At 48.3% G+C, this 26,108-nt stretch carries 16 protein-coding genes; 6 read left to right on the top strand and 10 right to left on the bottom strand.

Features of this window, described 5'->3' with window-relative positions; genetic code table 11:
• Positions 1-74: 74 nt before the first annotated feature.
• Together FPG75_RS21625 and FPG75_RS21620 are read left to right on the top strand one after the other, a co-directional pair.
• Positions 75-1,220, top strand: a complete 1,146-nt coding sequence (locus FPG75_RS21625; protein ID WP_143309836.1) for an amidohydrolase family protein — start codon at positions 75-77, stop codon at positions 1,218-1,220.
• Positions 1,221-1,232: 12 nt separating this feature from the next.
• Positions 1,233-2,333: a mechanosensitive ion channel family protein gene (locus FPG75_RS21620; protein WP_143309834.1), complete on the top strand. Its 1,101-nt coding sequence runs from the start codon at positions 1,233-1,235 to the stop codon at positions 2,331-2,333.
• A gap of 89 nt (positions 2,334-2,422) precedes the next feature.
• Here the strand turns inward: FPG75_RS21620 and FPG75_RS21615 are convergent, their stop codons facing one another.
• The 3 genes from FPG75_RS21615 to FPG75_RS21605 all read right to left on the bottom strand — a co-directional run bounded on the left by FPG75_RS21615 (position 2,423) and on the right by FPG75_RS21605 (position 4,550).
• Positions 2,423-2,923 carry a thioredoxin family protein gene (locus tag FPG75_RS21615; RefSeq protein WP_161596877.1) on the bottom strand — a complete coding sequence of 167 codons (501 nt, stop codon included), beginning with the start codon at positions 2,921-2,923 and terminating at the stop codon, positions 2,423-2,425.
• A 10-nt stretch (positions 2,924-2,933) separates the two neighbouring features.
• Positions 2,934-3,446 (bottom strand): MerR family transcriptional regulator, encoded by a 513-nt coding sequence (locus FPG75_RS21610; protein WP_236652873.1) that lies wholly within the window; start codon positions 3,444-3,446, stop codon positions 2,934-2,936.
• Positions 3,447-3,578: 132 nt separating this feature from the next.
• On the bottom strand, positions 3,579-4,550 hold the full coding sequence (locus FPG75_RS21605) for a peptidoglycan DD-metalloendopeptidase family protein (RefSeq protein ID WP_143309830.1): 972 nt from the start codon (positions 4,548-4,550) through the stop codon (positions 3,579-3,581).
• A 310-nt stretch (positions 4,551-4,860) separates the two neighbouring features.
• Here FPG75_RS21605 and alaS point away from each other — a divergent pair, with 310 nt between their 5' ends.
• Positions 4,861-7,479, top strand: coding sequence for an alanine--tRNA ligase (gene alaS, locus FPG75_RS21600; RefSeq protein ID WP_143309828.1), 2,619 nt, complete (start codon positions 4,861-4,863; stop codon positions 7,477-7,479).
• A gap of 155 nt (positions 7,480-7,634) precedes the next feature.
• Positions 7,635-8,669: a PDZ domain-containing protein gene (locus FPG75_RS21595; RefSeq protein ID WP_143309826.1), complete on the top strand. Its 1,035-nt coding sequence runs from the start codon at positions 7,635-7,637 to the stop codon at positions 8,667-8,669.
• Between the two features lie 186 nt (positions 8,670-8,855).
• Here the strand turns inward: FPG75_RS21595 and FPG75_RS21590 are convergent, their stop codons facing one another.
• On the bottom strand, positions 8,856-10,238 hold the full coding sequence (locus FPG75_RS21590) for an aldehyde dehydrogenase (protein ID WP_143309824.1): 1,383 nt from the start codon (positions 10,236-10,238) through the stop codon (positions 8,856-8,858).
• Positions 10,239-10,399: 161 nt separating this feature from the next.
• Here FPG75_RS21590 and gatB point away from each other — a divergent pair, with 161 nt between their 5' ends.
• Together gatB and FPG75_RS21580 are read left to right on the top strand one after the other, a co-directional pair.
• Complete coding sequence (gene gatB / locus FPG75_RS21585) at positions 10,400-11,842, top strand: Asp-tRNA(Asn)/Glu-tRNA(Gln) amidotransferase subunit GatB (RefSeq protein ID WP_236652872.1); 1,443 nt, start codon at positions 10,400-10,402, stop codon at positions 11,840-11,842.
• 33 nt (positions 11,843-11,875) lie between these two features.
• Entirely contained in the window at positions 11,876-13,027 is a 1,152-nt protein-coding gene (locus FPG75_RS21580) for a TlpA disulfide reductase family protein (RefSeq protein WP_143309822.1), read from the top strand.
• Positions 13,028-13,155: 128 nt separating this feature from the next.
• Here the strand turns inward: FPG75_RS21580 and FPG75_RS21575 are convergent, their stop codons facing one another.
• From FPG75_RS21575 to FPG75_RS21550, 6 genes are all read right to left on the bottom strand, one after another.
• On the bottom strand, positions 13,156-14,631 hold the full coding sequence (locus tag FPG75_RS21575) for a RagB/SusD family nutrient uptake outer membrane protein (RefSeq protein WP_143309820.1): 1,476 nt from the start codon (positions 14,629-14,631) through the stop codon (positions 13,156-13,158).
• 11 nt (positions 14,632-14,642) lie between these two features.
• Positions 14,643-17,777 carry a SusC/RagA family TonB-linked outer membrane protein gene (locus tag FPG75_RS21570; RefSeq protein ID WP_143309818.1) on the bottom strand — a complete coding sequence of 1,045 codons (3,135 nt, stop codon included), beginning with the start codon at positions 17,775-17,777 and terminating at the stop codon, positions 14,643-14,645.
• A 554-nt stretch (positions 17,778-18,331) separates the two neighbouring features.
• Positions 18,332-19,780: a SusD/RagB family nutrient-binding outer membrane lipoprotein gene (locus FPG75_RS21565; RefSeq protein ID WP_143309817.1), complete on the bottom strand. Its 1,449-nt coding sequence runs from the start codon at positions 19,778-19,780 to the stop codon at positions 18,332-18,334.
• 19 nt (positions 19,781-19,799) lie between these two features.
• Entirely contained in the window at positions 19,800-23,024 is a 3,225-nt protein-coding gene (locus FPG75_RS21560; protein WP_143309816.1) for a SusC/RagA family TonB-linked outer membrane protein, read from the bottom strand.
• Between the two features lie 431 nt (positions 23,025-23,455).
• Entirely contained in the window at positions 23,456-24,358 is a 903-nt protein-coding gene (locus tag FPG75_RS21555; protein WP_143309815.1) for a hypothetical protein, read from the bottom strand.
• 20 nt (positions 24,359-24,378) lie between these two features.
• Complete coding sequence (locus FPG75_RS21550; protein WP_143309813.1) at positions 24,379-26,103, bottom strand: SusD/RagB family nutrient-binding outer membrane lipoprotein; 1,725 nt, start codon at positions 26,101-26,103, stop codon at positions 24,379-24,381.
• Positions 26,104-26,108: the final 5 nt, after the last annotated feature.

Genomic DNA, 26,108 nt, shown 5'->3' with positions numbered 1-26,108 from the left:
TCATCCCGGGCAGGCATGATACTGTCAATCGGGTTGCAAAATTAACATCATTAACTTAATTAAACACCAGGTTATTGAAACAGATCAGATTAAAAGGAAAAGATATATTTGACGGACAGCAATTCCTGGGCGCCGGCAAGGTGCTGGTGATCGACGAAGACGGCACCGTGGCGGGCATTACAACCGAAAGCGACATTGACGGCGACGTGCAGGAACTGGATGGCATCCTTTGCCCTGGCTTTGTAAATACGCACTGCCACCTGGAATTATCCGCCATGAAAGGCGTCATCCCTGAAGGGACGGGCCTTCCGGCCTTCCTCACGCAGGTGATGCAATCCCGCAATAACAACGCCGATAGCCAGGAAGCCGCCATCAGCGCTGCTGAAGCAGCCATGTGGCAGGCCGGCATCGCCGCCGTAGGCGATATCAGCAACAGCACCGCCACACTCGCGCAAAAGCAACAAGGGAAACTTTACTACCACACTTTCGTGGAGTGCATGGGATTTACAGACGCCGGCGCCAAGGGCCGCTATGCCTACAGCATGGACGTATTACAGCAATTTAAAAAGATCAACGGCGCGCAGCACAGTTGCTCCATCGCCCCGCATGCGCCCTACTCCGTGAGCAAAACGCTTTTCGGGATGCTGGCCGCCACGCCAGATAATGTGCCCGTAACGATCCACAACCAGGAATGCGCCGCCGAAAATGAGCTGTACCAGCACAAAACAGGAGATTTCCTGCCTTTCTACCAGACCTTCGGCATCGATATCAAGGGGTTTGAAGCTCCCGGCAGTAACAGTCTGGCTGCTTATCTCCCTTTCTTCTCCCAACAAAAAATATTACTCGTACATAATACCTATACAACGGATACGGATATACGCTTTGCGCTGCAGCAAGCCCTGGAAACCTGGTGGTGCCTTTGTCCGCAGGCCAACCTTTATATCGAAGGCCGCCTGCCGGATATCCCGCTGCTGCGCCGCCATGGCTGTAATATCACGCTGGGTACGGACAGTCTTGCCTCCAATCACCAGTTGTCGGTATGGGAAGAGATCAGGACCCTGCAAGCGCATTTCCCGGAACTGCCGCTGGCAGAGCTGCTGAAATGGGCCACCAGCAACGGCGCCAGGGCGCTGGGTATCAGCGGTACTTACGGCAGCTTCCACAAAGGCGCCAGGCCTGGTGTAGTACTCATCGATCAAGAATGCCAGAGAATCATATAATCGTCCCCTTTTATGAACAGTTTTTTAGATCAGATCATTTTAGACAACCCTGTACGCGACTACCTGATACTGGCGGGCGTGCTGCTGCTGATGTCATTCGTGAAACGCGTCATCTCCCGTGTGCTGGCCGCCGTACTTTACAGGCTGGTGAAACATTGGTCGCCACAGTTGCAGGAAAAAGATTTCGTTAACCTGCTGGTGCGCCCGCTGGAATACTTCCTGCTGTTGGTGGCTTTCATGCTTACCATCAACAGGTTCACGTTCCCGCATGTGCTGAATGTGCATGTTTATAACCAGGTGACCTTGCAGAATGTGACGGACACCTTGCTGAACCTCACTTTCAGCATGAGCATCATCTGGATCATGCTGCGCCTCATCGACTTCATCGCGCTGGTGCTGGAGCGGAAGGCGGACCTTACGCCGGATATGACCGATAACCAGTTCGTGATCTTCTTCCGCGACTTCTTCAAGGCGATTGTGTTCATCATGGGCGCCATCGCGTTTACCCGGATACTCTTCGGGCCTACGCTGGTAGAAAAGATCATTGCGGGCCTTGGTATCGGTGCGGCAGCCCTCGCCCTCGCTGCGAAGGAAAGCATCGAAAATCTCATCGGCTCTTTTATCATCTTCTTCGACAAACCATTTCGTGTAGGCGATACCGTGAAGGTAGACAGTTTCCAGGGGGCGGTAGAAAAGATCGGCTTGCGCAGCACGCGCCTGCGCACGCTGGAAAAGACTTTCGTGACCGTGCCTAATAAAAAGATGGTGGACAGCATCCTGGATAACCTCTCACTGCGCACGCAGCAGCGGGTGGCCATGCGGCTGGAACTGGGCACCGAAACGCAGGCAGACAAAGTGCTGGGCGTGGTACAGGATATCCGCGGCATCCTGAAAGACAATAGCAATGTGCTGCCCGGCTTCACTGTGAACCTCCATGATTTCACCAAAGACACTTACGTGGTGCAGGTAATTTTCAACACCTATATCATCGATGGCAACCAGTATGCGGCGCTCCGCGAGAATGTGAACCTGTCGGTGATCAAGGCGTTGGAGGCCCGCGATGTGAAGCTGCCTACCACCAGTATGAATGTGACCTTTAAAAACGAGGCATAAAAAAAATTACGGATTACGAATTAAGAATTACGGCCCGCCTGGTGATCTACCAGGCGGGCCGTAATTCTTAATTCGTAATCCGTAATTTTTTATTCGCTGTCTTTTTCTTTCTTGGAAGATTTCAGCAGGATGCGGGAGAGGTCTGCTTCTACTGATTCTTTAGGGGCGCCTACGATGCGGCCTTCTTCTTTACCATCTCTGAAAACGATGATGGTAGGCACTTTCTTCACTTTATAATCGGTGGGGGCGTCTGTCTGCATTTTTTCATCGGCGCCGAAGAGGATCACCTGATCTTCCGGGCTGCCGGCCATGATCATTACTTTATAGAGTTGGGGAAGCACCTGGCGGCTGGTTTCATCCCAGGTGCCCATAATGGCTACCAGGCTGAAGTTGCTGCGGTTAGCTTTGATGTAGTTGAGCATATTGTCGTTGGGCTCATAGCTGTTCACGCCTTTATAGAACCAGGAGTATTCGGCTCCGTTCATCAGCGTTTTCATATCCACTTTACCTTTCAGCGCTTTGCCATTTTGAGCCCAGGCCAGGGATGATAATAAGAGGCTGCCACCCAGGAGTAATGTTTTTAATCGCATAAACATGTTTTTATAATTGATCTTTCAGTTCTGTCAAAAAACCACGTACCTTCTGCAAAGCTTGTACCATTTCGAAATTACGGGCGGCCAGCTTGCGATCTTCCTTGAGCTTTTGTTTGGCGCCTTCGATCGTATATTTTCTTTCGCGCAGGAGGTGATAGATGAGCTTCAGATGATGGATATCTTCTTGCCGGAAAAGGCGATCGCCTTTGCGGTTCTTTTTGGGTTGCAAGATATCAAATTCATTTTCCCAGTAGCGGATCAGGGAGGTATTCACCCTGAACATAGCGGCTACTTCGCTGATAGAATAATATTGTTTGTCTAGTGTTTGTTTATCCAACTCCATAATCAGGTCCGGGTCTTCCGATAATTCTTTCAATGATTTCCTTCCGCGCTTCTTACCGTTTTGCGGTGCTGCTGCGGCAGGCGATTTGGTCGCTTTCACTTTAGACTTCACGGCCACAGCATCTGCTTGCGGCAGATGGGGCGTTTCCGGCGTCGAAAAGAGATCTAGCTGATGCATGGTGGTAAAAAACGCGGTGACGAATATCTTTTACGGCCATGAATTTAACCAATTTACTTCAGCTTTTGGATTTTAGCCAACAGCTTTTCTTTAAAAAAACGAAATTACCCCTTGTTAACCAAGCGTTTATCCTTAGTCGAATGATTGGTTACCCGAACGGGCCAGCTTCAGCATACGATCGAATTGTTCGGGGGTGAGGTCATTGAAGAAGAAGTAGACGGGATCTACCTTTTCGCCGTTTTTCATCACTTCGTAGTGGCAGTGCGGGCCGGTAGATTTACCGGTGCTGCCCACCCAGCCGAGTACATCGCCGCGTTTTACGCGCTGGCCTGCTTTCACTTTCATGCGGAGCATGTGCCCATAAAGCGTTTTATAGCCATAGCCATGTTGTATTACCACATGGTTGCCGTAGCCTACATCGCTCAGGCTGGCATCTTCCACCACGCCATCGCCGGTAGCATAGATGGGCGTGCCGCTGGGCGCTGCGAAGTCGAGGCCTGCGTGGTATTTCATCGTTTTATAGATCGGATCGATACGATAGCCGAAGCCGGAGGCGATATGCTTCAAATCCTTGTTGGACACGGGTTGTATAGCAGGGATAGATGCCAGCATCTGCTGTTTGTTCTTCACCATCTTGTCGATCTCGTCATAAGAAGTTTCCTGGGACTTCATCCTGTTGCTGATCTCTTTAAGCAATACGGAGGTGGAGGCGATGATCTCGCTGCTGGCAAAGGATTGCAGCTGTGCGGCTTCTTCGTCGCGGTTCACTTTACCCATGCGGGCGCTATCCGGGATGGGGGAGGCCTCGAAGATCACGCGGTAAATTTCATTGTCGCGGTCTTCCAGTTCGGCCAGTTTCGTTTTCACTTCTTTCATACGGCCTTGCAGGGCGTCATATTTTTCCTTCATGCCGTCGAGGTCGCGGCGCAGGGATTTCTCCTTAGGAGAGTCCAGGAAGCGGTAGGCGATAGACAGGAAGATGGCACCGGTTACAATGGCAGCCGAAACGAAACCGAGTATCCTCAGTATCTTCACCCGCAGTGAAACTACGAGCTTCTCATATTTTAATGTTTGGGTGTTGTAAAAATATTTAACCTTCTTCATTGCACCGGGTGTACGTTTTTGGCCATAGTGCTCGCACTGTGACAGCAGATATTTCAGGTGTACAAACGTATGGATGCGTCGGATGCGTATAACCGCCACCTTAACTTTTTTGCCGGGTAACACATCCTGTTTTGAATAATCATGGAGGTTTCAATATTTTTGCACTCCCTGTGACACGGCGGGAAAATAAGGCGCACAAACCTAATGTAATTAGATTAAAACATCAACCTTTTGAATGTCAATTTTCTAAAACTTTATAAAGGCTTGAGTTACAAGGGAAAGAGATACATATTAATTCGCATCAATATTTATGACAGCATCTGAAATAAGACAGCAATTCCTGGACTTTTTTGCGTCAAAAGGGCACCAGATCGTGCCTTCTGCACCTATCGTTATTAAGAACGATCCTACTTTGATGTTCACCAACGCGGGGATGAACCAGTTTAAAGACTACTTCCTGGGCAACAAAGTAGCGGCGCACAAGCGGGTTGCGGATACGCAGAAGTGCCTGCGCGTGAGCGGCAAGCACAACGACCTGGAAGAAGTAGGTATCGATACTTACCATCATACCATGTTCGAGATGCTGGGCAACTGGAGCTTTGGCGACTATTTCAAGAAAGAAGCCATCGCCTGGAGCTGGGAGCTGCTCACCGAAGTGTACAAGATACCCGTAGATCGTTTATACGTGACCGTATTTGAAGGCGACGCCAGCGAAAACCTCCCGAAAGATGAAGAAGCCTACGGTTTCTGGAAAGCCCATATCGCGGAAGACCGCATCCTGCTGGGCAACAAGAAAGATAATTTCTGGGAGATGGGCGACACCGGCCCCTGCGGCCCCTGTTCTGAAATCCATGTGGATTGCAGGCCCGACGCGGAAAGACAAAAGATCGATGGCCGTACCCTCGTGAATGCCGACAATCCCCAGGTGATCGAAATCTGGAACAACGTATTCATGCAGTTCAACCGCCAGAAAGATAAATCACTCGTACCGCTGCCCGCCAAACACGTAGATACCGGCATGGGCTTCGAACGCCTCGTGAGAGTGCTTCAGGGTAAATCCTCGAACTACGATACCGATGTGTTCTCCGGCACCATCCAGGCCACCGAAAAGCTCACCAGCCGCCAATATAAAGGCACCGACGAGAAATCCGATGTCGCCTTCCGCGTGATCGCTGACCACATCCGCGCGATCTCCTTCACCATCGCCGACGGACAGCTGCCCTCCAATACCGGCGCCGGTTACGTGATCCGCCGTATCCTCCGCAGGGCCGTGCGTTACTATTTCTCTTTCCTCGACAATAAAAAACCTTTGCTGCATGAACTTGTGCCGGTGATCGCCGCACAGTTCTCACATGTGTTCCCGGAACTGCAACAACAGGTAGACTTCGTGAAGAAAGTGATCTATGAAGAAGAAAATAACTTCCTCCGTACCCTTGAAAGTGGTATACGCCGTATTGAAGACTTCATGAAAAGCGCCAGCAGCAAGGCTATCGACGGTAGCACCGCTTTTGAACTGTACGATACTTACGGGTTTCCGTATGACCTCACCAGCCTGATTGCGGCGGAAAATAAATTCTCTGTAGATGAAGAAGGCTTCCAGGCCGCCATGCAACAACAGAAAGACCGCTCCCGCGCCGCCACTGAACTGGATATGGGCGACTGGATCACCGTGGACGAAACACCGGATTCTGTATTCATCGGCTACGAACAGCTGGAAAGCAATACCCGCCTGCTGAAATACCGTTCCGTAAAAGCTAAAGGCAAAGAACAATATCAGCTGGTGCTGGGCCAAACGCCTTTCTATGCAGAAAGCGGCGGCCAGGTAGGCGATACCGGTGTGCTTCACTTCGGCGATGACATCATCCACATCACCGATACCAAAAAAGAAAATAACCTTACCATACATTTTGCCGATAAACTGCCCGCCAATCCTGCGGCGCCGGTAAAAGCCGTGGTGGCCAAAGACAAACGCAGCAACACCGCGCGCCATCACTCCGCCACCCACCTGCTGCATGCGGCGCTCCGCCAGGTGCTGGGCACACATGTTGCGCAGAAAGGCTCGCTGGTAAATGCGGAAAGTCTGCGCTTCGACTTCTCCCACTTCGCGAAAGTGACAGATGAAGAGCTGGCGCAGATCGAACAGATCGTGAACGACAAGATCCGTGAAAATATCCCGGTGGTGATCAAGGAACTGCCGAAAGAAGAAGCGCTACAACTCGGCGCCATGGCACTTTTCGGTGAAAAGTACGGCGATGTGGTGCGTGTGGTGATCATGGACCCTGCCTACAGCGTAGAGCTGTGCGGCGGTACGCACGTAGGCGCTACCGGCGAACTGGGTCTTTTCAAATTTGTATCAGAAGGCGCAGTGGCCGCAGGCGTACGCCGTGTAGAAGCTGTAACCGGCGCACAGGCCCTTCAATTTGTGAACGAGCAATTACAACAACTGAAAGATATCAAAGGCGCCCTCAAAAGCCCCAAGGAGCCTGTGAAAGCAGTGGAAGCGCTGATCAGCGACAAGGCATCCCTGGAAAAACAGGTAGAAGCGCTGGAACTGGAAAAGGTACGCCAACTGGCTGCCAGTCTGCGTTCCCAGGCACAGCAGATCAACGGCATCAACTTCCTCGGCCAGATCGTGGAAGTGGGTAACGCCGAAGGCCTGCGCCAGCTTTCGTTCCAGCTGAAAACCGAGATTCCCGACCACGTGCTGGTATTTGCTGCCAACATCGGTGGTAAAGCCAGTGTAGCCCTTACTATTGATGAAAAACTTGTGGCAGCCAAAGGCTGGGAAGCTCCCAAGATCATCAAGGAACGTATCGCTCCGCTGATCAAAGGCGGCGGCGGCGGCCAGAAATCCTTTGCTACGGCCGGCGGCCAGGAAACAGATAAACTGGACCAGGTGGTGGCCGCTGTGAAAGGATTACTACTATAATGTAAGAATGGGAGAATTTACGAATGGGAGAATTTATTTCTACGAGTTACCCTTTAGAGATTTCAGGAACGACTTCATAGAAATAAATTCTCCCATTCGTAAATTCTCCCATTCTCACATTTTACAGTAATTTTAAGTACTAAAACCGCAGAGATATGAGCAAGTTGCTGCAAACCCTTACCCTCGCAGGTTTTACCTGCTTCAGCTTTTACTCCGCCTCCGTATCTGCCCAGGATAAAAAAGATAAACTGGGTGAATTCGACGAGATCGTCATCAAACATAAAAGCGATAAGGATGGCAAAGTAACCGTAGAGATCAAGAATGGCGAGATGTTGCTGGACGGCAAAAAGCCCGATCAATTCAGCAATCCTGACATCTCAGTATTTCGCCGCAAGATCACGCCCGTTGATGGCAACACCCTCGGATTCAATGGTGGTGGTAACTTCCGCGACTTCAACCTCTTCAATGATGAAGATGATAATGGCGACACCGGAGAAGATCAACCTATATTCACCAACAAGGCCGTATTGGGTGTGATCACCGAAAAGAAAGCGCCCGCAGGCGCCACCGTCAAGAGTGTGGCGAAGGGCAGTCCGGCCGAGAAAGCGGGCATCAAAGCCGGCGATATCATCACCAATATCGACAATAAAAAGATCGATGAGCCCAGAGACTTATTTGAAACCATCGGCAATTACCAACCCGGCGACAAAATAACAGTAACGTATATACGCAATAAGAAGGATAACAAAGTAAACGTTACCCTCGACGAGCGCAAAGAAGCGATCACCGGCAACGATGTACGGCCATTCCCCTCGCCGCGCGGCTTCAACAAACGGTTCTATATGATGCCGCCGCTGCATGACAATGGCAACGATAATTCCTGGTCTTTCGGCAACCGTAGCCCGCTGGGCGGCGCCCGCCTGGGACTGCAAGTACAAGACACTGAAAACGGCGATGGCGCCAAAGTAATCAACATCGCAGAAGGTTCTGCCGCTGAAAAAGCCGGTTTCAAACAAGACGATATCATTACCGAACTGGCCGGCACCCCCATTAAATCCGCCCACGACGTAGCCACCACCTATCGCAATAACATCAACAAAAACACTATAACAGTCAAGGTTACACGTAATGGCCAACAACAAACCATTGAAGTGAAAGTGCCGAAGCAATTGAATAAAGTGGATTTATAATGCGAAGGTTGTCTGGCTCAGGATTATACTGATTGAAAGGATTAACAGGATTTTTTTATCGGGATTAATAAGGATTAAAAAGGGATTCGTGAAGATCAATTCGAGTTGATCTTCACAAATCCCTTTTTAATCCTGTAAAAGAATCCTGGTAATCCTTTCAATCAGTATAATCCTGAGTAAGACAATCTACCGCATTACCTTCTTCAAGAGATTCAATTTATTCTTAAAGGGCGGATACTTCGTAGGAACGTCCAGCCAGGTGCCTGTTTTCAGCATGCCTTTGGGATGGGTGAAGGTATCAAAACTGTATTTGCCATGGTATTGCCCCATGCCGCTGAAACCTGCGCCGCCAAAGGGCAGTTCGGGATTGGTGAGATGTACCAATGAATTATTGATGCAGCCGCCGCCAAAGCGTACCTGCTCTATCAGCATTTTTTCTGTTTTCTTGCTTTTCGTGAAAACGTAGAGCGCCAGCGGGTAAGGCAGTTGCTTGATGGCTTTGATGGCCTGTGAAATATCTTCGAAGGTGAGGATGGGCAGTACGGGCCCGAAGATCTCTTCCTGCATGACGGGGTCGGACCATTCTACATCTTCGAGCAGGGTGGGCGCAATGTAGCGTTGCTCCCGGATGGTTTGTCCGCCGTGAACGATATGGCCTTCCTTGAGATAGGCCGCCACAGTATCAAATCTTTTATCGTTGATGATGCGGGCGTAGTCGGTGCTGGCGGCGGGATCGTTACCGAAAAACTCCACGATGGCATTTTTCATGGCGGTTACCAGTTCATCTTTTACACGGTGGTGTACCAGCAGGTAGTCTGGCGCTACACAGGTTTGCCCGGCATTCCAGAACTTGCCCCATACGATACGTTTAGCCGTCACCGTTATATTCACGTTCTCATCCACCACACAGGGTGATTTGCCGCCGAGTTCCAGTGTAACGGGGGTGAGATGTGGCACGGCCATCTCCATGATCTTCTTACCCACGGGTATACTACCAGTAAAAAATACATGATCGAAACGGAACGACATGAGCAGGGGGATGACCTGCGCGCCGTCGCCCGCTACGGTGGTGATGTATGCCGGGTCGAAAGTATCTTTGATAAGTGCGGTGATCACTTCGGAGGTATGCGGCGCCAGCTCGGAAGGCTTCAGGATGGCGCAGTTGCCGCCGGCCATGGCGCCCAGCAGGGGGCTGAGCTGCAGCATGAACGGGTAGTTCCAGGGGGCGATGATGAGCGTAAGGCCCAGCGGTTGCCGGTAGATACGGCTGCTGCTGGGATAAGTGACCAGCGGAGAGGTGACCACGGTGGGTTCCATCCACTCGCGGAGGCCTTCGAGTATATAGTCGATCTCCTCGTATAAAAATCCTATTTCGCTGGAATAGGCTTCCATAGGGTGTTTGTGCAGATCCTGGCGGAGGGCCTCCATGATCTTCGGCTCATACTGCTGAATGGCCTTCTTCAGCCGTTTCAGTTGTGCCTTCCTGAAAGAATACGGCAGTGTGGCGCCTGAATCGAAATAAGCTTGTTGCGCATGGTAGAGCTGTGCTGCCTGGGCATTGCTGATCATAGGGAAGAATTATTTACTGTCATCTCAATTTAGCATTTTCCCGGCATGAAATTGCCCGGAATCCCGGCATTATTTGAATATATTTGCGTTTACCGGTAAGCAATTATAGTGGTGAAATTGCTTCCATCGTCAATTTATACGGAATCTTAAAACATCACTTCTTGGATTACAGTAAATACGAAATGGTGGTAGGGCTGGAAGTACATGCCCAGCTATTGACAGAGAGTAAGTTATTCTGTAGCGACAGCGCCGCATTCGGTGGTGCGCCTAATACGCATATCAGCCCGATTACGCTGGCGCATCCCGGCACCCTGCCTAAGATGAACCGCAAGGCGGCAGAATATGCTATCAAGCTGGGATTGGCCTGTCATTGCGAAATTGAAAAAGATAATTATTTCGCCCGGAAGAATTATTTCTACCCTGACCTTCCGAAAGGATACCAGGTATCGCAACATACGGCGCCTATCTGCAAGGGTGGCTATGTCAGCATTGTAACAGATACCGGCAGCCGTCAGGTACAGCTGAACCGCATTCACCTGGAAGAGGACGCCGGCAAATTGCTGCATGACCAGGACCCGGCCAACAGCTATGTTGATTACAATCGTGCCGGCGTACCGCTGGTGGAGATCGTGAGCGAACCGGATATCTTTTCCAGCGAGGAAGCATATGCCTATCTCACGGAGTTAAGAAGGCTCGTACGCTACCTCGGCGTGTGCGATGGTAATATGGAAGAAGGCAGCATGCGTTGTGATGCCAATATTTCCATCCGCCTGAAAGGCAGTACCACACTGGGCACCAAGGTAGAGGTAAAAAATATGAACTCTATCCGCAACGTAAAACGTGCGATCGATAACGAAGTGAAAAGGCAGGTAGAAGTATTGGAAAGCGGCGGTACCCTTGTGCAGGAAACCCGCAGCTTTGATGCGGCCACCGGTAGTTCGTTCTCCTTACGATCCAAAGAAGAAGCCAACGATTACCGCTATTTCCCCGAACCCGACCTGGCGCCGTTTAAATTCACCGATGAATTTATCGCAGCCATCAAAGCCACGCTGCCAGCGCTTCCGGAGGAACTGATCCACAAGTATACACATGAATACGGCCTGCCGGAATATGATGCACGCGTGATCTGTGATGATAAAGCTACCGCGGATTATTTTGAAGCGGCGACGCAACTCACTACGCATTACAAGGCTGCTGCCAACTGGATGCTCGGCCCTGTTAAATCGTGGCTCAACGAGCAATCGAAAGAGATCACTGCGTTTCCGGTAACGCCGGAGCGCCTGGTGGCGCTGATCAACCTGGTAGATAGTGGCAAGGTGAGCTTCTCCATTGCTTCTTCCCGTATCTTGCCGGAGATGATCACCTCTCCCGGCGATCCGCTGGAAATAGCCACCAGGCTCAATCTGCTGCAAGATCATAATGCAGATAATATCAGTCCCATCATTGATGAGGTACTGGCTAAATATCCTGACAAAGTAGCTGCTTTCAAAGGCGGCAAAAAAGGCCTGATGGCGCTCTTTGTAGGGGAGGTAATGAAACTGTCGAAAGGCAAAGCCGATCCAAGACTGACCAACGAATTACTCGCGGCAAAATTGAAAAGTTAAATTGAACGCTTACGATTTATAAAAAACATTTGCATGAAAAAATACTTGTTATGGATTTCTGCAGCGGCTTTCCTCGCCAGCTGTACCGGACAACAGGAGAAAGGAGAATTCAAGATAGACGGGCATTTCGCCAATCTCCCGCTAGGCCCGGTAGTATTGGAAGAGTTAACTCTTAATGAAGTGAAAGTGGTAGACTCTACCAACGTGAAAGATGCCAGCGGCAAATTCACTTTGAAAGGTATGGTGGCCGAACAAGGCCTTTATCGTATCCGTTTTCAGAACGGTAAATTCGTGCTGCTGTCGCTCGATGCCGGCGATATGAAGCTGGACGGCGATCTCGACAATCTCGAAAAAATGACCGTGCAAGGTTCTGAAGCTACTTCAGAACTGCAACAGTTCCTCGGCGATATCAGCAAGAAATCCATTTCACTGACAGAAGAGATGCGCGGCCTCGACAGTCTGCATCAGCTCAAAACGCCAGACAGCATCCTGCAGCCGAAAGTGCTGGCCTTACAAAAGAAAGAGAAAGATTTTGAAGAAGAGTTCTTCCTGATGGCTGACAAGACGAAGAACCCCGCCAACGCAGTGTTTGCAATCAGCCAGGTGAGAGACGGCAACGAAATACTTTCCCATAAACAAGTGCTCACCAACCTCACCAAACGTTTCCCGAAAAACACGCTGGTGAAAAGCATGACCGACAAACTCGCTGAACTGGAAAAATCACAGGGTGGCGATGCGGCCGGCGGCGAAGAGCCCTCCAGTACAGTAAAAATAGGCGACGCAGCCCCTGATTTCACACTGCCTGACCCTTCCGGCAAGATGGTGAGCCTGAGCTCTTTCCGTGGTAAATATGTACTGGTGGACTTCTGGGCCAGCTGGTGCGGGCCTTGCAGAGCAGAAAATCCGAATGTAGTAAAAGCATTCCAACAGTATAAGAACAAGAACTTCACTATCCTTGGCGTATCACTGGATAAAACAAAAGATAAATGGACAGAGGCGATCAAACAGGATGGCCTGGCCTGGAATCATGTAAGTGACCTGAAGTTCTGGGAATCGGCAGTAGTGCCGATGTACGGCATCAATTCGATCCCTGCTAATTTCCTGCTCGATCCGCAAGGCAAGGTCATTGCCTCCAATCTGAGAGGAGAAGCACTGGAAGCGAAGCTGAAAGAAGTGTTGAAATAATTATCTTTCTTTAAATAAACAAGAAGCCCCCCGCGTATAACATGCGGGGAGCTTCTTGTTTATGAAAGCATAAAAAAGGCTGGCACGATCGCCAGCCTTTTCTCTCTTAATATCTAAATCAAAATCGCTTACAGCGGGTTCTGTACCAGCTTGGGATTCGCATTCAGCTCATCCTGCGGGAACAGCCATTGCCATTGGTTGTCGCCAGCCGGCATGGTCATTACCAGTGCCAATGCAGGGTTATGGTTAGTACCGGTTCTGTCGAGCTGGAGGTTCTGACGTTTCAGATCGAGGAAACGGAAACCTTCACCCCACAGCTCCAAACGGCGTTGGGTCGCAATTTCAGCCTGCAATGCAGCACCGGTGTTAGTGGACCTGGTGTAGTTAGCATCGCGGTTCTTGGCGAGCGTAAAGAGGGCGTCGGCAGCAGCAGCGTCATTACCCAGTTTGGCATTAGCTTCTGCTTCGATCAGGTACATTTCTGCCAGGCGCATGTAAGGCACATCGCCTACGCTGCTACCATTTGATTTGGCAATGAACTTCTTGTTGATATATGGGAAGGTCTTACCATTTGGCGGAATAGGAATGTTTTTTCCAGTAGAGTCCCAAAGCTGGCTACGTATATCCGTTGCTGTTAATTTCTTATACAGCACTTTGTTGATCGCCTTAGGATTGCTTCTGATGTTGCTGGAGCTGAAGTTAGCAGACATGTAAGCGAAGAAGGACGTGAAGTAGGTAGTCTGGTCATCAGTCTGATAGCTGCCCCAGATCCATTCCCGGTTCTCTACGCTGTTAAATCCTTTCAGGTAGTCTGCATTGCTCATCAGGTCATTAGCGCCGGAACGGGCTTTTTTCGCATAAACGATAGCGTTGTTCCAATCCTGCATAGTTAAAGCTACGCGTGCTTTCAGGCCAAATACCACCAATGTATCGAAGTGGGATTTGTAAGAGCGTTGATAACCTGCCAGGTTAGTGAGTGCAGCATCGAGGTCGGCGTTCACCTGTGTATATACCTGTTCAACACTTGCCCTTGGCTGAGGATCGGTGGTGAATTTGGTCAGCACCGGAACACCCAGTTGGTTGTTAGGTTTAGCAGCAGCATCGTAACGGCCGCCGAAAAGCTGTACCAGCTGGAAGTGTGCCCATCCGCGGTAAGCAAGCGCTTCACCTTTGATCGCTTTTTTATCAGCATCGGCGCCTTTCACTTTATCGATGTTATCGATGATCTTGTTCGCGTTGGCGATGATCCTGTAGTAGAAATAATAAACGAAACGCAGCTGGGAAGCATTCACGTTACGGTGAGTTTGCCACTGGTAAGTAGCGTTGAACCAACCGTTACCGGCGCTGGTCATTACCAGGTCATCACCCATCATGTCCATATCGATCATGATAGAGCCTTGTCCGGCCTGGTCCTGGTTATCGTAAGCTGAATACATCGCTCTGTGAATACCGTTCAAAGCGGCCCAGCCACCTTTGGTATCAACGAAGAGATCACCTTCAGACACGGCGTCTGTCGGGGAAGTATTCAGGTAATCTTTTTTACATGAAGAGAGCAAGGAAGCCGCAACTGCACCTGCAATGAATATACTTAGTATCCTTTTCATTCTTTCAAATTTTAGAGAGTAACATTCAGACCAGCACTGATAATACGGGCAGGCATATACACGTTTGTAGTAACACCATTGAATGATTGAGCAGCGTTCATGCCTTTACGTGCAGTGAACAGCGCCAGGTTTTCACCACTTACAAATACGCTGGCTGCCTGTACGTGAATGCTCTGTGCATATTGTTTAGGCAGATTGTAGCCCAGTTTTGCAGACCTGAGATTCAGGAAAGATGCGCTGGTCAACCAACGATCGGAGTTAGCCGCGTTGAAGTTGGTAGTCTGGCTCTGGTCCATACGTGGTACGTTGGTAATATCGCCAGGTTTCTGCCAGCGTTTCAATGCGTCTGTGCTCAGTGCTGCACCATAGCTACCGGAGTTCATGAGCGCAGCATAAGTGCCATCATAAGTTTTACCACCGATCTGGAAGGAGATCAGGAAAGACAGCGAGAATTGTTTGTATGTGAAAGTATTGTTCAAGCTACCGTACAGATCAGGGATAGCAGAACCGGCGTAGTGGTATCTTGCGTTGTTGATGTTGGTAGTAACGGTGTCGCCATTTTTGGTGATGCGGCAGTTGCTTGCATTGTAGACGTTAGCACGATACAATGCAGAACCATCCTGCGGATCAACGCCATACCATTCGCGGAGCCAGTAGTCATAGATAGAATGGCCTACAGACAGTTTTTTAGTACCGGAGATGATTTCAGCCTGTGGCAGTTTGGTGATCTCGTTCTTCAGGGTGCTGAGGTTCAGGTCAGCAGTCCAGCCGAAATCTTTCTTACGCATGATCTCACCGGTCAGTTGCAATTCGAAACCTCTGTTCACCATAGAACCTACGTTAGCAGATTTGGTGGCGATACCACTTGACAGTGGCAGCGGAAGATCGAACAGGAGGTTGTCTGATCTGCGGTTGAAGTATTCGATGCTACCAGTGAGTCTGTTATCGAACAGGCCGAAGTCGACACCGAGGTCGAAGCTCTTGTTCTGTTCCCACTGAATTTCAGGTGTACCGATCTTGGTGTAGTACAAACCTGGCTCCAGCGCATTGTTGTAGCCTTGTGAGTACAGGGATTGCCAAACGTAATAGTTCTGATTGCCGTTTGCATCCAGTACCGCGTCGTTACCGGCAGTACCATAAGAAGACCTCAGTTTCAGCATGTTCACCCAGGATACAGGCTTCATGAAGTTTTCTTTATCTAAACGCCAGCCGGCGCCTGCGGAAACGAAGTTACCCCAACGGTTATCAACAGAGAAACGGGAAGTTCCATCACGACGGTAAGCAACAGACAGGAAGTATTTGTCGTCGTAACCGTAGTTGATGCGGGAGAAGTAACCTTCAATCCTGTACTTGTTAGTGAATGAATACAGGCTGCTGGTAGTGGTGAAATTGTACAGCTCTGAGTTACCGGGAGCTACGAGCGACTGACGTTCGCCATACAGGGTATTGATGGTTTGATCGTAGTTCTCGTGGCCTAACAGTACTTCGATGTTATGCTTGTTGATTGTTTTGTTATAGTTCAACAGCTGGTTCAGGTTGTAGCTGGTATTCTGTGTGCTGGTGCGGCTGCCAACTCCGGAAGGAGCGCCATCACCAACGATGGTGTTCAGGAAGCCGTTACCTCTGTAGTTGGTAACATCTACAGCGATGCTGGTAGTAAATTTGAAATCTTTCAGGAAAGTGATCTCGCCGAAAGTTCTACCGCTGAGGATATTGCGTTTGAAAGAGTTGTCGTTCAGCAGGTTCTCTGCAATGGTATGACGACCGGGAGAAGCGCCAGGACCACGGTTTGCACCGATGTCGTACATTCTGTTACCGTCGGCATCCAGCAGGTAGGCACCTGTTACAGGATCATGCTGATAGATAGGATAAATAGGGCCGATGTTACGGGAGAAGAAGATCGGGTTCACATAACCAGTACTGCTGCTTACATCTGTTTGATTAGATTTAACAAATGTACCGGAGATGTTCACACCTGTTTTGAACCAGCTGGTGGCTTGTGTATTGATATTGATGCGGCTGGCGATACGCTCGAAATCGGAGTTGATCACATAGCCTTTTTCTTTCAGGTAGTTCAGTGATACGTAGTAGTCTGTTTTTTCAGAGCCACCGCTGTAAGCCAGTCCGTACTCACCTCTTGAGCCGGTGCGGGTAACTGCTTTGTCCCAGTCGAGGTCATCGCCGTAAAGCAGTTTCGCGTTGGGATTCAGTACGCCGTTTGTATCTACGATAGCGTTATCAGGTACGTTGAAAGGGTTGTAACCCAGCAAACCTTTGATACCATTGGTAGCCGCTTTGTTTGCAGCGGATAATGTGGAACCTTTTGATACCAGGGCGTTGCGGTTAGCTTCCCACATGAGCGGATAGTACTGGGCAGCATCTACTCTGCTGTATTCAGGGATTCCGCGTTTGCTGAAACCCTGTGTAGCGGTTACCTGTAAAGAGGAGCGGTCTTTCTTACCTTTTTTGGTAGTAACGATCACCACACCGTTTGCGGCGCGGGCGCCGTAGAGTGCGGAGGAAGATGCATCTTTCAGTACAGAAACGCTTTCGATATCAGCTACGTTAAGGCTGCTCAGGTTGCCGGAGAAAGGAACTCCGTCTACCACGTACAGCGGATCGCTGGAGGCGTTTACAGAACCAAAGCCGCGGATACGGATAGTAGGGCCTTCACCTGGCTGACCGCTACTAGCATTGGTTTGGATACCTGGAGCAGCGCCATCCAGTGCGCTGGCGATGTTTGAGATCGGGCGGGTAGCAAATTTTTTGCTGTCGATTTGTGTACTGGCGCTGGTGTTAGAGCCTTTTTTGGCGGTACCGTAAGCCACCACCACTACTTCGTTCAGTGCCTTTTCATCCTGGCTCAGTTGAACATTGATCGTGTTCTTGCCAGCGGTGGACACTTGTTGAACACCGTAGCCGATGTTAGAGATTTCCAGTGTTGGGTTGCCATTTACGCTGATGGTAAATGTACCTTCACCATTGGTCACTGTACCTGTGGAAGTGTTTTTAATTTTCACGGTAACGCCAGGCAATGCAGAGCCATCTTTGGCATCCGTCACTTTACCTGTAATCGTTCGTGTTTGAGCCAGCGCGTGTAAAGCGCTGATGGCCATGAACAGCCAGAGAAATAACCCCTTCTTCATAAGCGATTTTGATTTGAAAAAATAAACATGCGCAACGTATGGGCGAGGTTAGGGAATGACAGTTCCTGAAGGTCCCTGTCCTTCTTATCAATTCAGCACATACGAATAATTTTAACCTGGGAAAAGCAATGCTACGGTGACCGCTACAGTAACAAGTTTTCTCTCATAAGCAAAATAATATTGTGCATAAGCAATTAATCAGTTATTACAGCTTTGTCCCGATCTTTCGGGAATACGAAAATCTGGCTACTAAATAATCTAACGCTTTACAGCGTGCTTCCTCCTATGAATACCTTAAATCAATACTCATCTTTTTATGAGCTGGCTGGTTATACTAGGCCGTGCAATTAAAATGGAACAGGTTGATTGAACTGCTCCTCATAAGCGATCAGATACTCCCTGACATAGAAAGAATCTTCTTCTCATGTTTTTCAGACAGCGCGCAAATATAATGAAACCTGAATTTGACCACATAGCACGTTCGTGCTATAAAAAACAAAAAGGATCGCTCAAATGAGCGATCCTTTTTTCAGTTATCGGGTATTAGTGTGTACTTATTCAGTACCGCCTGCCCACCAGATCTTGTCTTTGAAGATGTTCACTTTAGGAACATTTTTCGGGTTGGAGCTGGTTTCGCTGGTAGGATAAGGGAATCTTTCCACGAATCCATAAGCGGAGTTGTTATTGAAAGGATTGTTCAGTGTTGGGATTCTTGTTCTGCGGTAATCGTTATAGGCTTCAATAGACTCGGCTTCATAAGAAGCGATATACTTCTGTGTCATGATCTCTTTCAGGTTGTCTGCCTGGGTAGTGCCGAGCAGCGGCAGCACCGTGTTGGTGTAGTAAGCATCACCACCGGTTGCACCGCTATATGCAAAAGCAGCCATGATAGCGGCTTTCAGTGCCGGTTTAAAATCCTGTCCCTTCCTGGCAAGGATTTCAGCCTGGATAAATAGCAACTCGTGATAGGTCATCATTGGTGTAGGAGCCACCATTGACTTCGCTTTGTTCTTACTTGACGTGGAAGAGAATAAGGAAACAGAATAATTACCTTGATTAGCAGTACCATTAGGTCCTGGTTGCACGGTACCGCCTACCAAAGTGAAGTAGTTCTGAATACGCGGATCTTTACGGTTGTTCATCAGGTCATATAATGTTCGGCCTACTGCCAGGTAACCAGCCCTGTCTACATTGAACAGATACCAGGGATTGGCAGCAGCAACGTTTGGCTGATAAACATTAAACAGCATTTCAGATGAAGCATTATCGAACCCATTGGCGATGGCTGCAAGTGCAGCATCATCGGCGGTTGGGTCAACAGCTCTCATATGCAGATAGTACCTGGCTTTCAGACTCCAGGCAGCTTTGGTCCATTTGGTAGCATCACCTTTGTAGATAAAGTCCGCAGGAGCAAGCCCTGTAACTATGTCAGGAGTAACAGGTTTTGCGAAGTTGGCAATCGCACTGTCCAGGTAAGGCAGGATCACTTTTTTGTAGATATCCTGTTGTTTGTCATAAGTAGGTTCAAAATTTCCTGCTCCTTTCAAAGCTTGAGAGAAAGGCACTTGTCCCCACATATCAGTAACAATAGCGAGGTTGTACGCTGTCAATACCTGTGCGATACCCAGGGTGAGTTTGTTATTTGGCTCGCTACCATCGGGAGAACATTTCTTGATGATATCTTTCAATATCATCAGATTGTCGTAGATGGAGTTCCAGTTATTGTTACCCAATGCGCCACCTGTAACTTGTGTTCTGTTATCAGCGCTTTGCATCTGACCATAGTTACCGCAGTTCTGTTCAATGAACACGGATGCGTAATACGCCAGATCAGTGCCCGTTGTACCAACAGCACTTTCTGTAGTCACTGACGGGATCTCATTCACCGCTGCCACATTCTTGGGGTTATTCAGGTCCCGGTTGATTTCATTCATCACTTTATCTGAGCAGGCGGAGAATGATAGCGCCAACAAAGATCCTGTTATATATTTCCAATGTTTCATAATTATTCAGCTTTTGTTATTAGAAAGTAAGGTTAAGACCTAAACCAAAGCTACGGGTTTGCGGCAATGACATATAGTCGAAACCACCCTGCATGTTACCATTACCCTGAGAAGATTCAGGATCGAAGTTAGGCAGCTCTGTCCACAGCAGGATGTTACGCGCTGATACTGACAAGGAAGCGGCTTTGATCACTTTTGTTTTTGCACAAATGCTTTGTGGCAGGTCGATGTTCAGTGCAATCTCACGGAGTTTTACGAAAGACGTTCCATAGATGTGCGCCTCGTCAATTCCACCCAGCAGCTGATTGTAGAGGAATTCAATATTATCTCTTCCTTTAATAACAGTCGTATTAGGATCACCACCAGTACCATCAGGCTTAACTGTAGATGCTTTCACACCAGGATAGAAAACTTCCATGGTATTACGGCCTTCTGTTTTCTTAGAGGTACCATACAGATCAATCAACCTGTTGGCGCCAGAATACATCTGACCACCCTTCTTCCAATCAACCAATGCGCTTAAGCGCAGGAATTTATAACGAAGAGAAGTGCTGAAACTGGCGATAAAATCAGGTGTTACAGTACCTATCACCGCTTCATCACCCGCGATAGGCATGCCATCGTCATCCAGCATCATTTTGCCTTCTTTATTACGAGCGAAAGAGATACCATAGATAGCAGGATAAGTGTAACCAATGGCTGCACGCACCTGCGGATCAGTAAAGCCACCCAAATAGATGTTCTCAACACCTTCTGCAAGCTTAATAACTTTGTTGATGACCTTGGTGTAAGACACGTTCAAGTTCCACTCCAGGTTCCTGGTTTTCACTGGTGTTGTTTTCAGCATTATCTCATGCACATCGCTGGACATCTGTCCGCCGTTTCTCACAATAGCGCTGTAACCAGTAGATCCTGCCATGGGAATGGAGAAGATCTGATCGATGGTGTTCTGTCTGGTGTAAGTATATTCCAGACCGATACGGTTCTTAAAGAAACCTAACTCAGCGCCTAATTCAATAGACTGTGTATTCTGCGCTTTAAGATTCTTATCATACAGTGTTGAATTGGGTCTGTAAGCCACTACGTTGTTGAATGGGAAGATGATACCATGGCCTCCACCGAAGAAACCACTACCAGAACTGTGCTTGGTATATACTTCTTCCATGTAAGCACCCACAGTTCCCACCTGGGCCACAGATGCGCGAACTTTTGCGTAGATATCTTTATCCTGCAGAGAAGGCAGTTCACTCACTACCCATGCCAAAGATGCAGACGGGAAAAGGAAAGAACGGCCACCTTGAGGCATAGTAGATACATATTCATTACGGGTTGTAATGTTCAAGTAGAGCATTCTTTTCCAATCCAGGCTGGCATTGCCATAGAATGCTACTCTTCTGCTACGGAATTTACTTTCAACACCGGTTTGTACAGCTGTATTATTCATGTTGTGATAACCGCCGATATTGAACCCTTTACCAGTTTGTGTCATCGCACGTGTAACATTATCATTCACCTCATTACCCACCAGTATGGTCAGTTTAAAATCACTGCCCAGCTGTTTGGTATAGGTAAGATTCAACAATGAGTTCAATGTACGGTTGATGAAAGAGCGGTTGATGATGCTACCGCCACCTGGTACGTTCGGTGAAGGCACACTGGCAAAGAAGGTCTGACCTGCTGTGGCAGCAGAGCCTAGTTCGTAAACTTCTTCCATATCGGTAGTATAAATATCGGTACCCAGCTGGTATCTGATGTTCAGGTCTTTGAACGGATCGTAGCTGATGTAAGCATTACCGAAGAAACGTTTGGTTTTCTCGTTGAAAGAGTTATTTACGTTAGACCAATATGGATTATCGAAGTTACCAGGACGATAAGTAATCTGTTTGTATGGATTATCCTTTTCAGCAAAAGGAGTATTTTTCATATCGTAGCTGGGAGGTGCGCCATAAATCTCAAACAGGATACTATTGTTACCAGTAGGCAGTTTATCAATACTTACTGTGGACAAATTTAAGCTAGTACCTACTTTCACTTTAGGGCTCACATCAAAGTTACCCGCGAATTTCGCATTGTACCTTTTCATACCGGTGACAGGCACAATACCTTTCTGGTTAGTAGCACCGAAACCGATAGAATAGTTACCAAAGTTATTGGCTTGCGACAGGTTGAGTGAAGTATTGGAGGTGAAACCTTGCTGGAAGAATTCCTTGGCATTTCTGTGCGCCGTCGGAACCAGCCAGGCCTGCGCCTGAGGGCTCCAGAAGCGGCCTTTGGTAGCATCGGTAGGGTTATTGTTATTGTATTGGTTAGGTACATTACCACCAAATTTTGGATCGTCGGCCAATCCGCTGATCTCAGGCCCCCAGGAAGAAGAAACGAAGTTCTTATAAACATTTCCACCTCCTTGTGCATAGGTAGTTTGCAGATCAGGCAGTCTTGAAATGTTATCAAACTGGTAGTTAGATGCTACATTGATCACTGGTTTACCCTTCTTCACATTCTTACCGCTCTTGGTAGTGATCATGATAACGCCATTGGCGGCCCTTGTACCATAGAGAGCAGATGCAGCCTGGCCTTTCAATACATCGATAGATTCGATATCGTTTGGATCGATATCAATTGAACGACCGGAGAAGTCGGTACCAGTTACACCATTACCACCCACAGCATAGTCAGGAGTACTGCTGATAGGCATGCCATCCACAACGTACAAAGGTGTATTGTCACCATCAAAGAAACGCGCACCACGGATAAAAATCTGCGCCGATGCACCTGGCATACCGCTGGAAGGCCTTACTTCCACACCGGATACTTTACCCTGGATAGCGGTGGCCAGATTGGGGTTGGCGCCACGCACCAGTTCATCAGATTTCACTGTACCCACGGAGTAACCCAGGGCTTTCTTCTCACGGGTAACACCCAAGGCGGTTACAACTACTTCTCCCAGCTGTTTGTTATCCAGCGCGAGACGCATATTGATGTTATCCTTGTTTGCCGCGGCCGTCTCCGGCGTATATCCAACAAATGTAAAAACAAGTACTGCGTTGGAGGGCACTTCCAGTTTATAGGTACCGTCAGGTCCGGTAACAGTCCCGTTCGACGTACCTTTCACCACCACATTTACCCCTTGCAGCGGTGTCCCATCCTGGGCATCAGTTACTTTGCCTTTGATCGTTCGTGATTGTGCGTAAGCGTGCAAGACGCTGATGGCCACGAACAGCCATAAGAGTAGTCCTCTTTTCATAAGCAATTTAGATTTGATATTGATTTTCAGTGAACTTGGAATAACAACATGAACATCTCAAACCACAGCAGACTTGACCTCGGGTTACATTACTGTCCTATCGAAAAAATTGAATTTGCTACCGTCCTACAGGTTGTGTTGGCAGAATCAATCATTCAAAATAGTATAGGTCTTTAAACGATCTCTTGAAGGTAAGTCAACTATAACAACGCACTACCAATATAGACTTAGATTTCGGTTTAAAAGTTCTAGAATTTTGGTTTAAAAGTTATGCAATATAGGAAAATTAAAAAGTACTTGGTGATACAACTAAGATACTATTTTTAAACCGACTGCAAAATGTATATTAAGGCTTGATAAGTATAAAATAAGGAGTGCGACTGCAATGCAATCGCACTCCTAACATATACGGCTCTACGCTATTTTTGTACTCAACGCTTGATAACCACATTCGCTGTACCAAAGCTGCCCTCGGTAACTGTATTGGTCAATGTAAGCGAAATAGAATTATTGCAGGCATTCACTTTTCCGCTGCCTGCCACAGCCGGATTATGATATGAAGTACCGGGCAGTATAGGCAGATATATCTGCTTGGCAACTGTAGCCCCCTGCGTTCGCGGATTAACTTTTACCTTCACTACTGCGCCAGGATCCTGCACCCAACCTGTAAGTATCAACGTTGTGCTATCCGCAGGATCCAGCGTGCCCTGTACCGAATAAGTGGCGCCCCAGAAATCATTATCCACAACCGTAAGCGGCACACCCGTAGTTTCATTACCAAAAGCATGCATATTCAACGGACATACCTTGGTGTATTGCAAGTTCAATACCGCACCGGGGAAATTATTTACATCACCGCCATAAGGAGAAATCAGGAAGGTATCCGTACCATTCACGCCATAATTGAAAGCGGGATACGTTTTTCCATCCTGTGTAGTCACATCCGGCGCTACCGTAAATGTTGTGCCCGAAGGCACAGTGGCAGGATCTAAAGCAAATAGTTGCGCCAGTTGCGGCCCGGTAATCTGTATCTGGGTAGGGAAGGTGGTAACGCCCGCCTGCAATGTTTTTACATTGTTATATTTGTTATTCATCACTACCCTTACATCCATTTTCTGCGGCTTGGGACCGGATGGAAAATATAGACCGAGATTAAAACTGGTTTTGAATTTGGTCATATCCTGTATCAGGATATCTCCAGTGGTATCCTGTGTCAATTGTGGCATCACGCCCTTCGCAATACCATCGGGCAACTTGGGGTTATCGTTCTTACGGCAAGCATAAAACACGCATATCCCAAGAACCACTATTATCAGGCTTTTTATCTTCTTCATACATACAGATTTTATTGTTTCTACTTACGCCAGAATACCGGAGTGGCATCAGGCTGTTTCTGTGCAGGAGCATTAGGATTTACGTTCAGCTCATTTGTAGGCCATGGCAGTGATAAGGGATATTTCCTCCCCAATACTACCTTCACTTTTGCCTGTGGGCCGGGAATACTTGGGTCCCCCGCTAATGGTGGTTGGAAAAAACCTCCCGGCGCCTGCGACGGATCGTTAGGATTGAATAACACAGGGTATCCTGTACGACGGTAATCTGTATACTGATCGCAACTGAACCCAAAACTCTGTATCCATTTTTCTGTCATGATCACCTCCAGCTTGTCTGCTGTTGTTATACGCGCATCATATACCGCCAGTATCTTGTTGATATAATCTGCGCTGCTTGCACCCACCAACGTTGGCACACTCTGACCTCCTTTCGCCAACGACACTACATAATCTACTGTTGCAAATGATTCCTGCATGGCCGCCTTCAACTTTGAGCGGGGATCACCAGCCAACACACCGGCATTCATCAATTCAGCTTCTATATAAAGCACATCTGCATAGGTCAGCAAACGTAATGGCGCCGCGCCTGTCCCGCTGGTAGATTTCACAACCTGTGGGTTGCCATCATCATAACGGCCACCTACAGGATACATACCGAATACAGTCAAACTATTATCCTGCGACTTATCACGGTTGGGGCCAACAGAACCAAAGAGGATAGAAATGAAGGCGCTGTCGCGGTAATCCGTTCCATTTTGTGCTGCACCGGTAGCGGAGTTCTGATTAAAGAAATAGTAAGGAATCCTGGGATCTTTTATACCAGTAAATATTTTCGGATTATATCCTCTCAATATTTCATAAAACCAGGGGCTTTGATAATGTGTTTTTTGCGTTGCATAATACTCGCTGAACCCCGGGTTCCGATCGTCAGGAGCCACGCCAGATCCATATTTCATCATGAAGCCATCAGTAGTTTTACTGAACAATTTACCCCCATTTACCAATGCCGTAACGTTAGCAGAAACATCTTGCACCAACCTTACCTGGTTATACAATTTCAGTTTGATGGAGTTAGCGCATTTTACCCATTGCGTTACACTCCCTCCGTAGAAAACATCATCTGAACCGGGTTTCAGCGCATTCCTGGATGTTGTATTTGTAAGATCGGCAATGGCGCTGTCGAGCATGGCAAATAATTGCGGATAGATATCCTGTCCTTTGTCGAACTTCGGATAACGCACACCACTTGTAGCATATTGATTCGCTTGTGAAAAAGGCACATCGGCAAAGGCATCCACAAACTGACTTACGCCATACGCTTTCAGCACCTTGCCAATACCAGCATAGATGCGGTTATCCTGTTGTTCGGCCAACCTGATCAGCACGTTCAGATTTTCCATCGTACCTATAATGTCACTGGATGAAGTTGCTCCCTGCGAGCTATAAAACTGCGACCAGGAGCCGTTGATATCAAACTGGCTCCCGTTAGCTCCATACTGGTCCTGCGATTCGCGTACCGTTACCTGATGCATGTACACCGCCAGCACTTCCGTCAAACCGATCGCCCCCCTTCCGCTGTTACTGAAGCCCAGCGCGTATGCGAGCCCCTGCTCTGTAGACGGCAGCAGTTGCACCAGCGATACTTTTGTCGGATTATTGGGATCCGTATTGATATCGAGAAAATTTTTCGTGCACGCGGTCATGACCACTAGTGCACCCAGAAATATATAGCTTAGTCTTTTCATCGGTT

Source organism: Chitinophaga vietnamensis (genome assembly GCF_902167635.1).
Taxonomy (GTDB): Bacteria; Bacteroidota; Bacteroidia; order Chitinophagales; family Chitinophagaceae; genus Chitinophaga; species Chitinophaga vietnamensis.
The sequence above is the reverse complement of the archived record's forward strand: the minus strand, read 5'-3'. Positions and strand labels throughout refer to the sequence as shown.

Excerpts from the sequence above, each read along its gene's own strand:
- FPG75_RS21620 (WP_143309834.1), top strand. The coding sequence starts at position 1,233 with ATGAACAGTTTTTTAGATCAGATCATTTTAGACAACCCTGTACGCGAC.
- FPG75_RS21615 (WP_161596877.1), bottom strand. The coding sequence starts at position 2,923 with ATGCGATTAAAAACATTACTCCTGGGTGGCAGCCTCTTATTATCATCC.
- FPG75_RS21610 (WP_236652873.1), bottom strand. The coding sequence starts at position 3,446 with ATGCATCAGCTAGATCTCTTTTCGACGCCGGAAACGCCCCATCTGCCG.
- FPG75_RS21605 (WP_143309830.1), bottom strand. The coding sequence starts at position 4,550 with ATGAAGAAGGTTAAATATTTTTACAACACCCAAACATTAAAATATGAG.
- alaS (WP_143309828.1), top strand. The coding sequence starts at position 4,861 with ATGACAGCATCTGAAATAAGACAGCAATTCCTGGACTTTTTTGCGTCA.
- FPG75_RS21595 (WP_143309826.1), top strand. The coding sequence starts at position 7,635 with ATGAGCAAGTTGCTGCAAACCCTTACCCTCGCAGGTTTTACCTGCTTC.
- FPG75_RS21590 (WP_143309824.1), bottom strand. The coding sequence starts at position 10,238 with ATGATCAGCAATGCCCAGGCAGCACAGCTCTACCATGCGCAACAAGCT.
- FPG75_RS21580 (WP_143309822.1), top strand. The coding sequence starts at position 11,876 with ATGAAAAAATACTTGTTATGGATTTCTGCAGCGGCTTTCCTCGCCAGC.
- FPG75_RS21575 (WP_143309820.1), bottom strand. The coding sequence starts at position 14,631 with ATGAAAAGGATACTAAGTATATTCATTGCAGGTGCAGTTGCGGCTTCC.
- FPG75_RS21570 (WP_143309818.1), bottom strand. The coding sequence starts at position 17,777 with ATGAAGAAGGGGTTATTTCTCTGGCTGTTCATGGCCATCAGCGCTTTA.
- FPG75_RS21565 (WP_143309817.1), bottom strand. The coding sequence starts at position 19,780 with ATGAAACATTGGAAATATATAACAGGATCTTTGTTGGCGCTATCATTC.
- FPG75_RS21560 (WP_143309816.1), bottom strand. The coding sequence starts at position 23,024 with ATGAAAAGAGGACTACTCTTATGGCTGTTCGTGGCCATCAGCGTCTTG.
- FPG75_RS21555 (WP_143309815.1), bottom strand. The coding sequence starts at position 24,358 with ATGAAGAAGATAAAAAGCCTGATAATAGTGGTTCTTGGGATATGCGTG.
- FPG75_RS21550 (WP_143309813.1), bottom strand. The coding sequence starts at position 26,103 with ATGAAAAGACTAAGCTATATATTTCTGGGTGCACTAGTGGTCATGACC.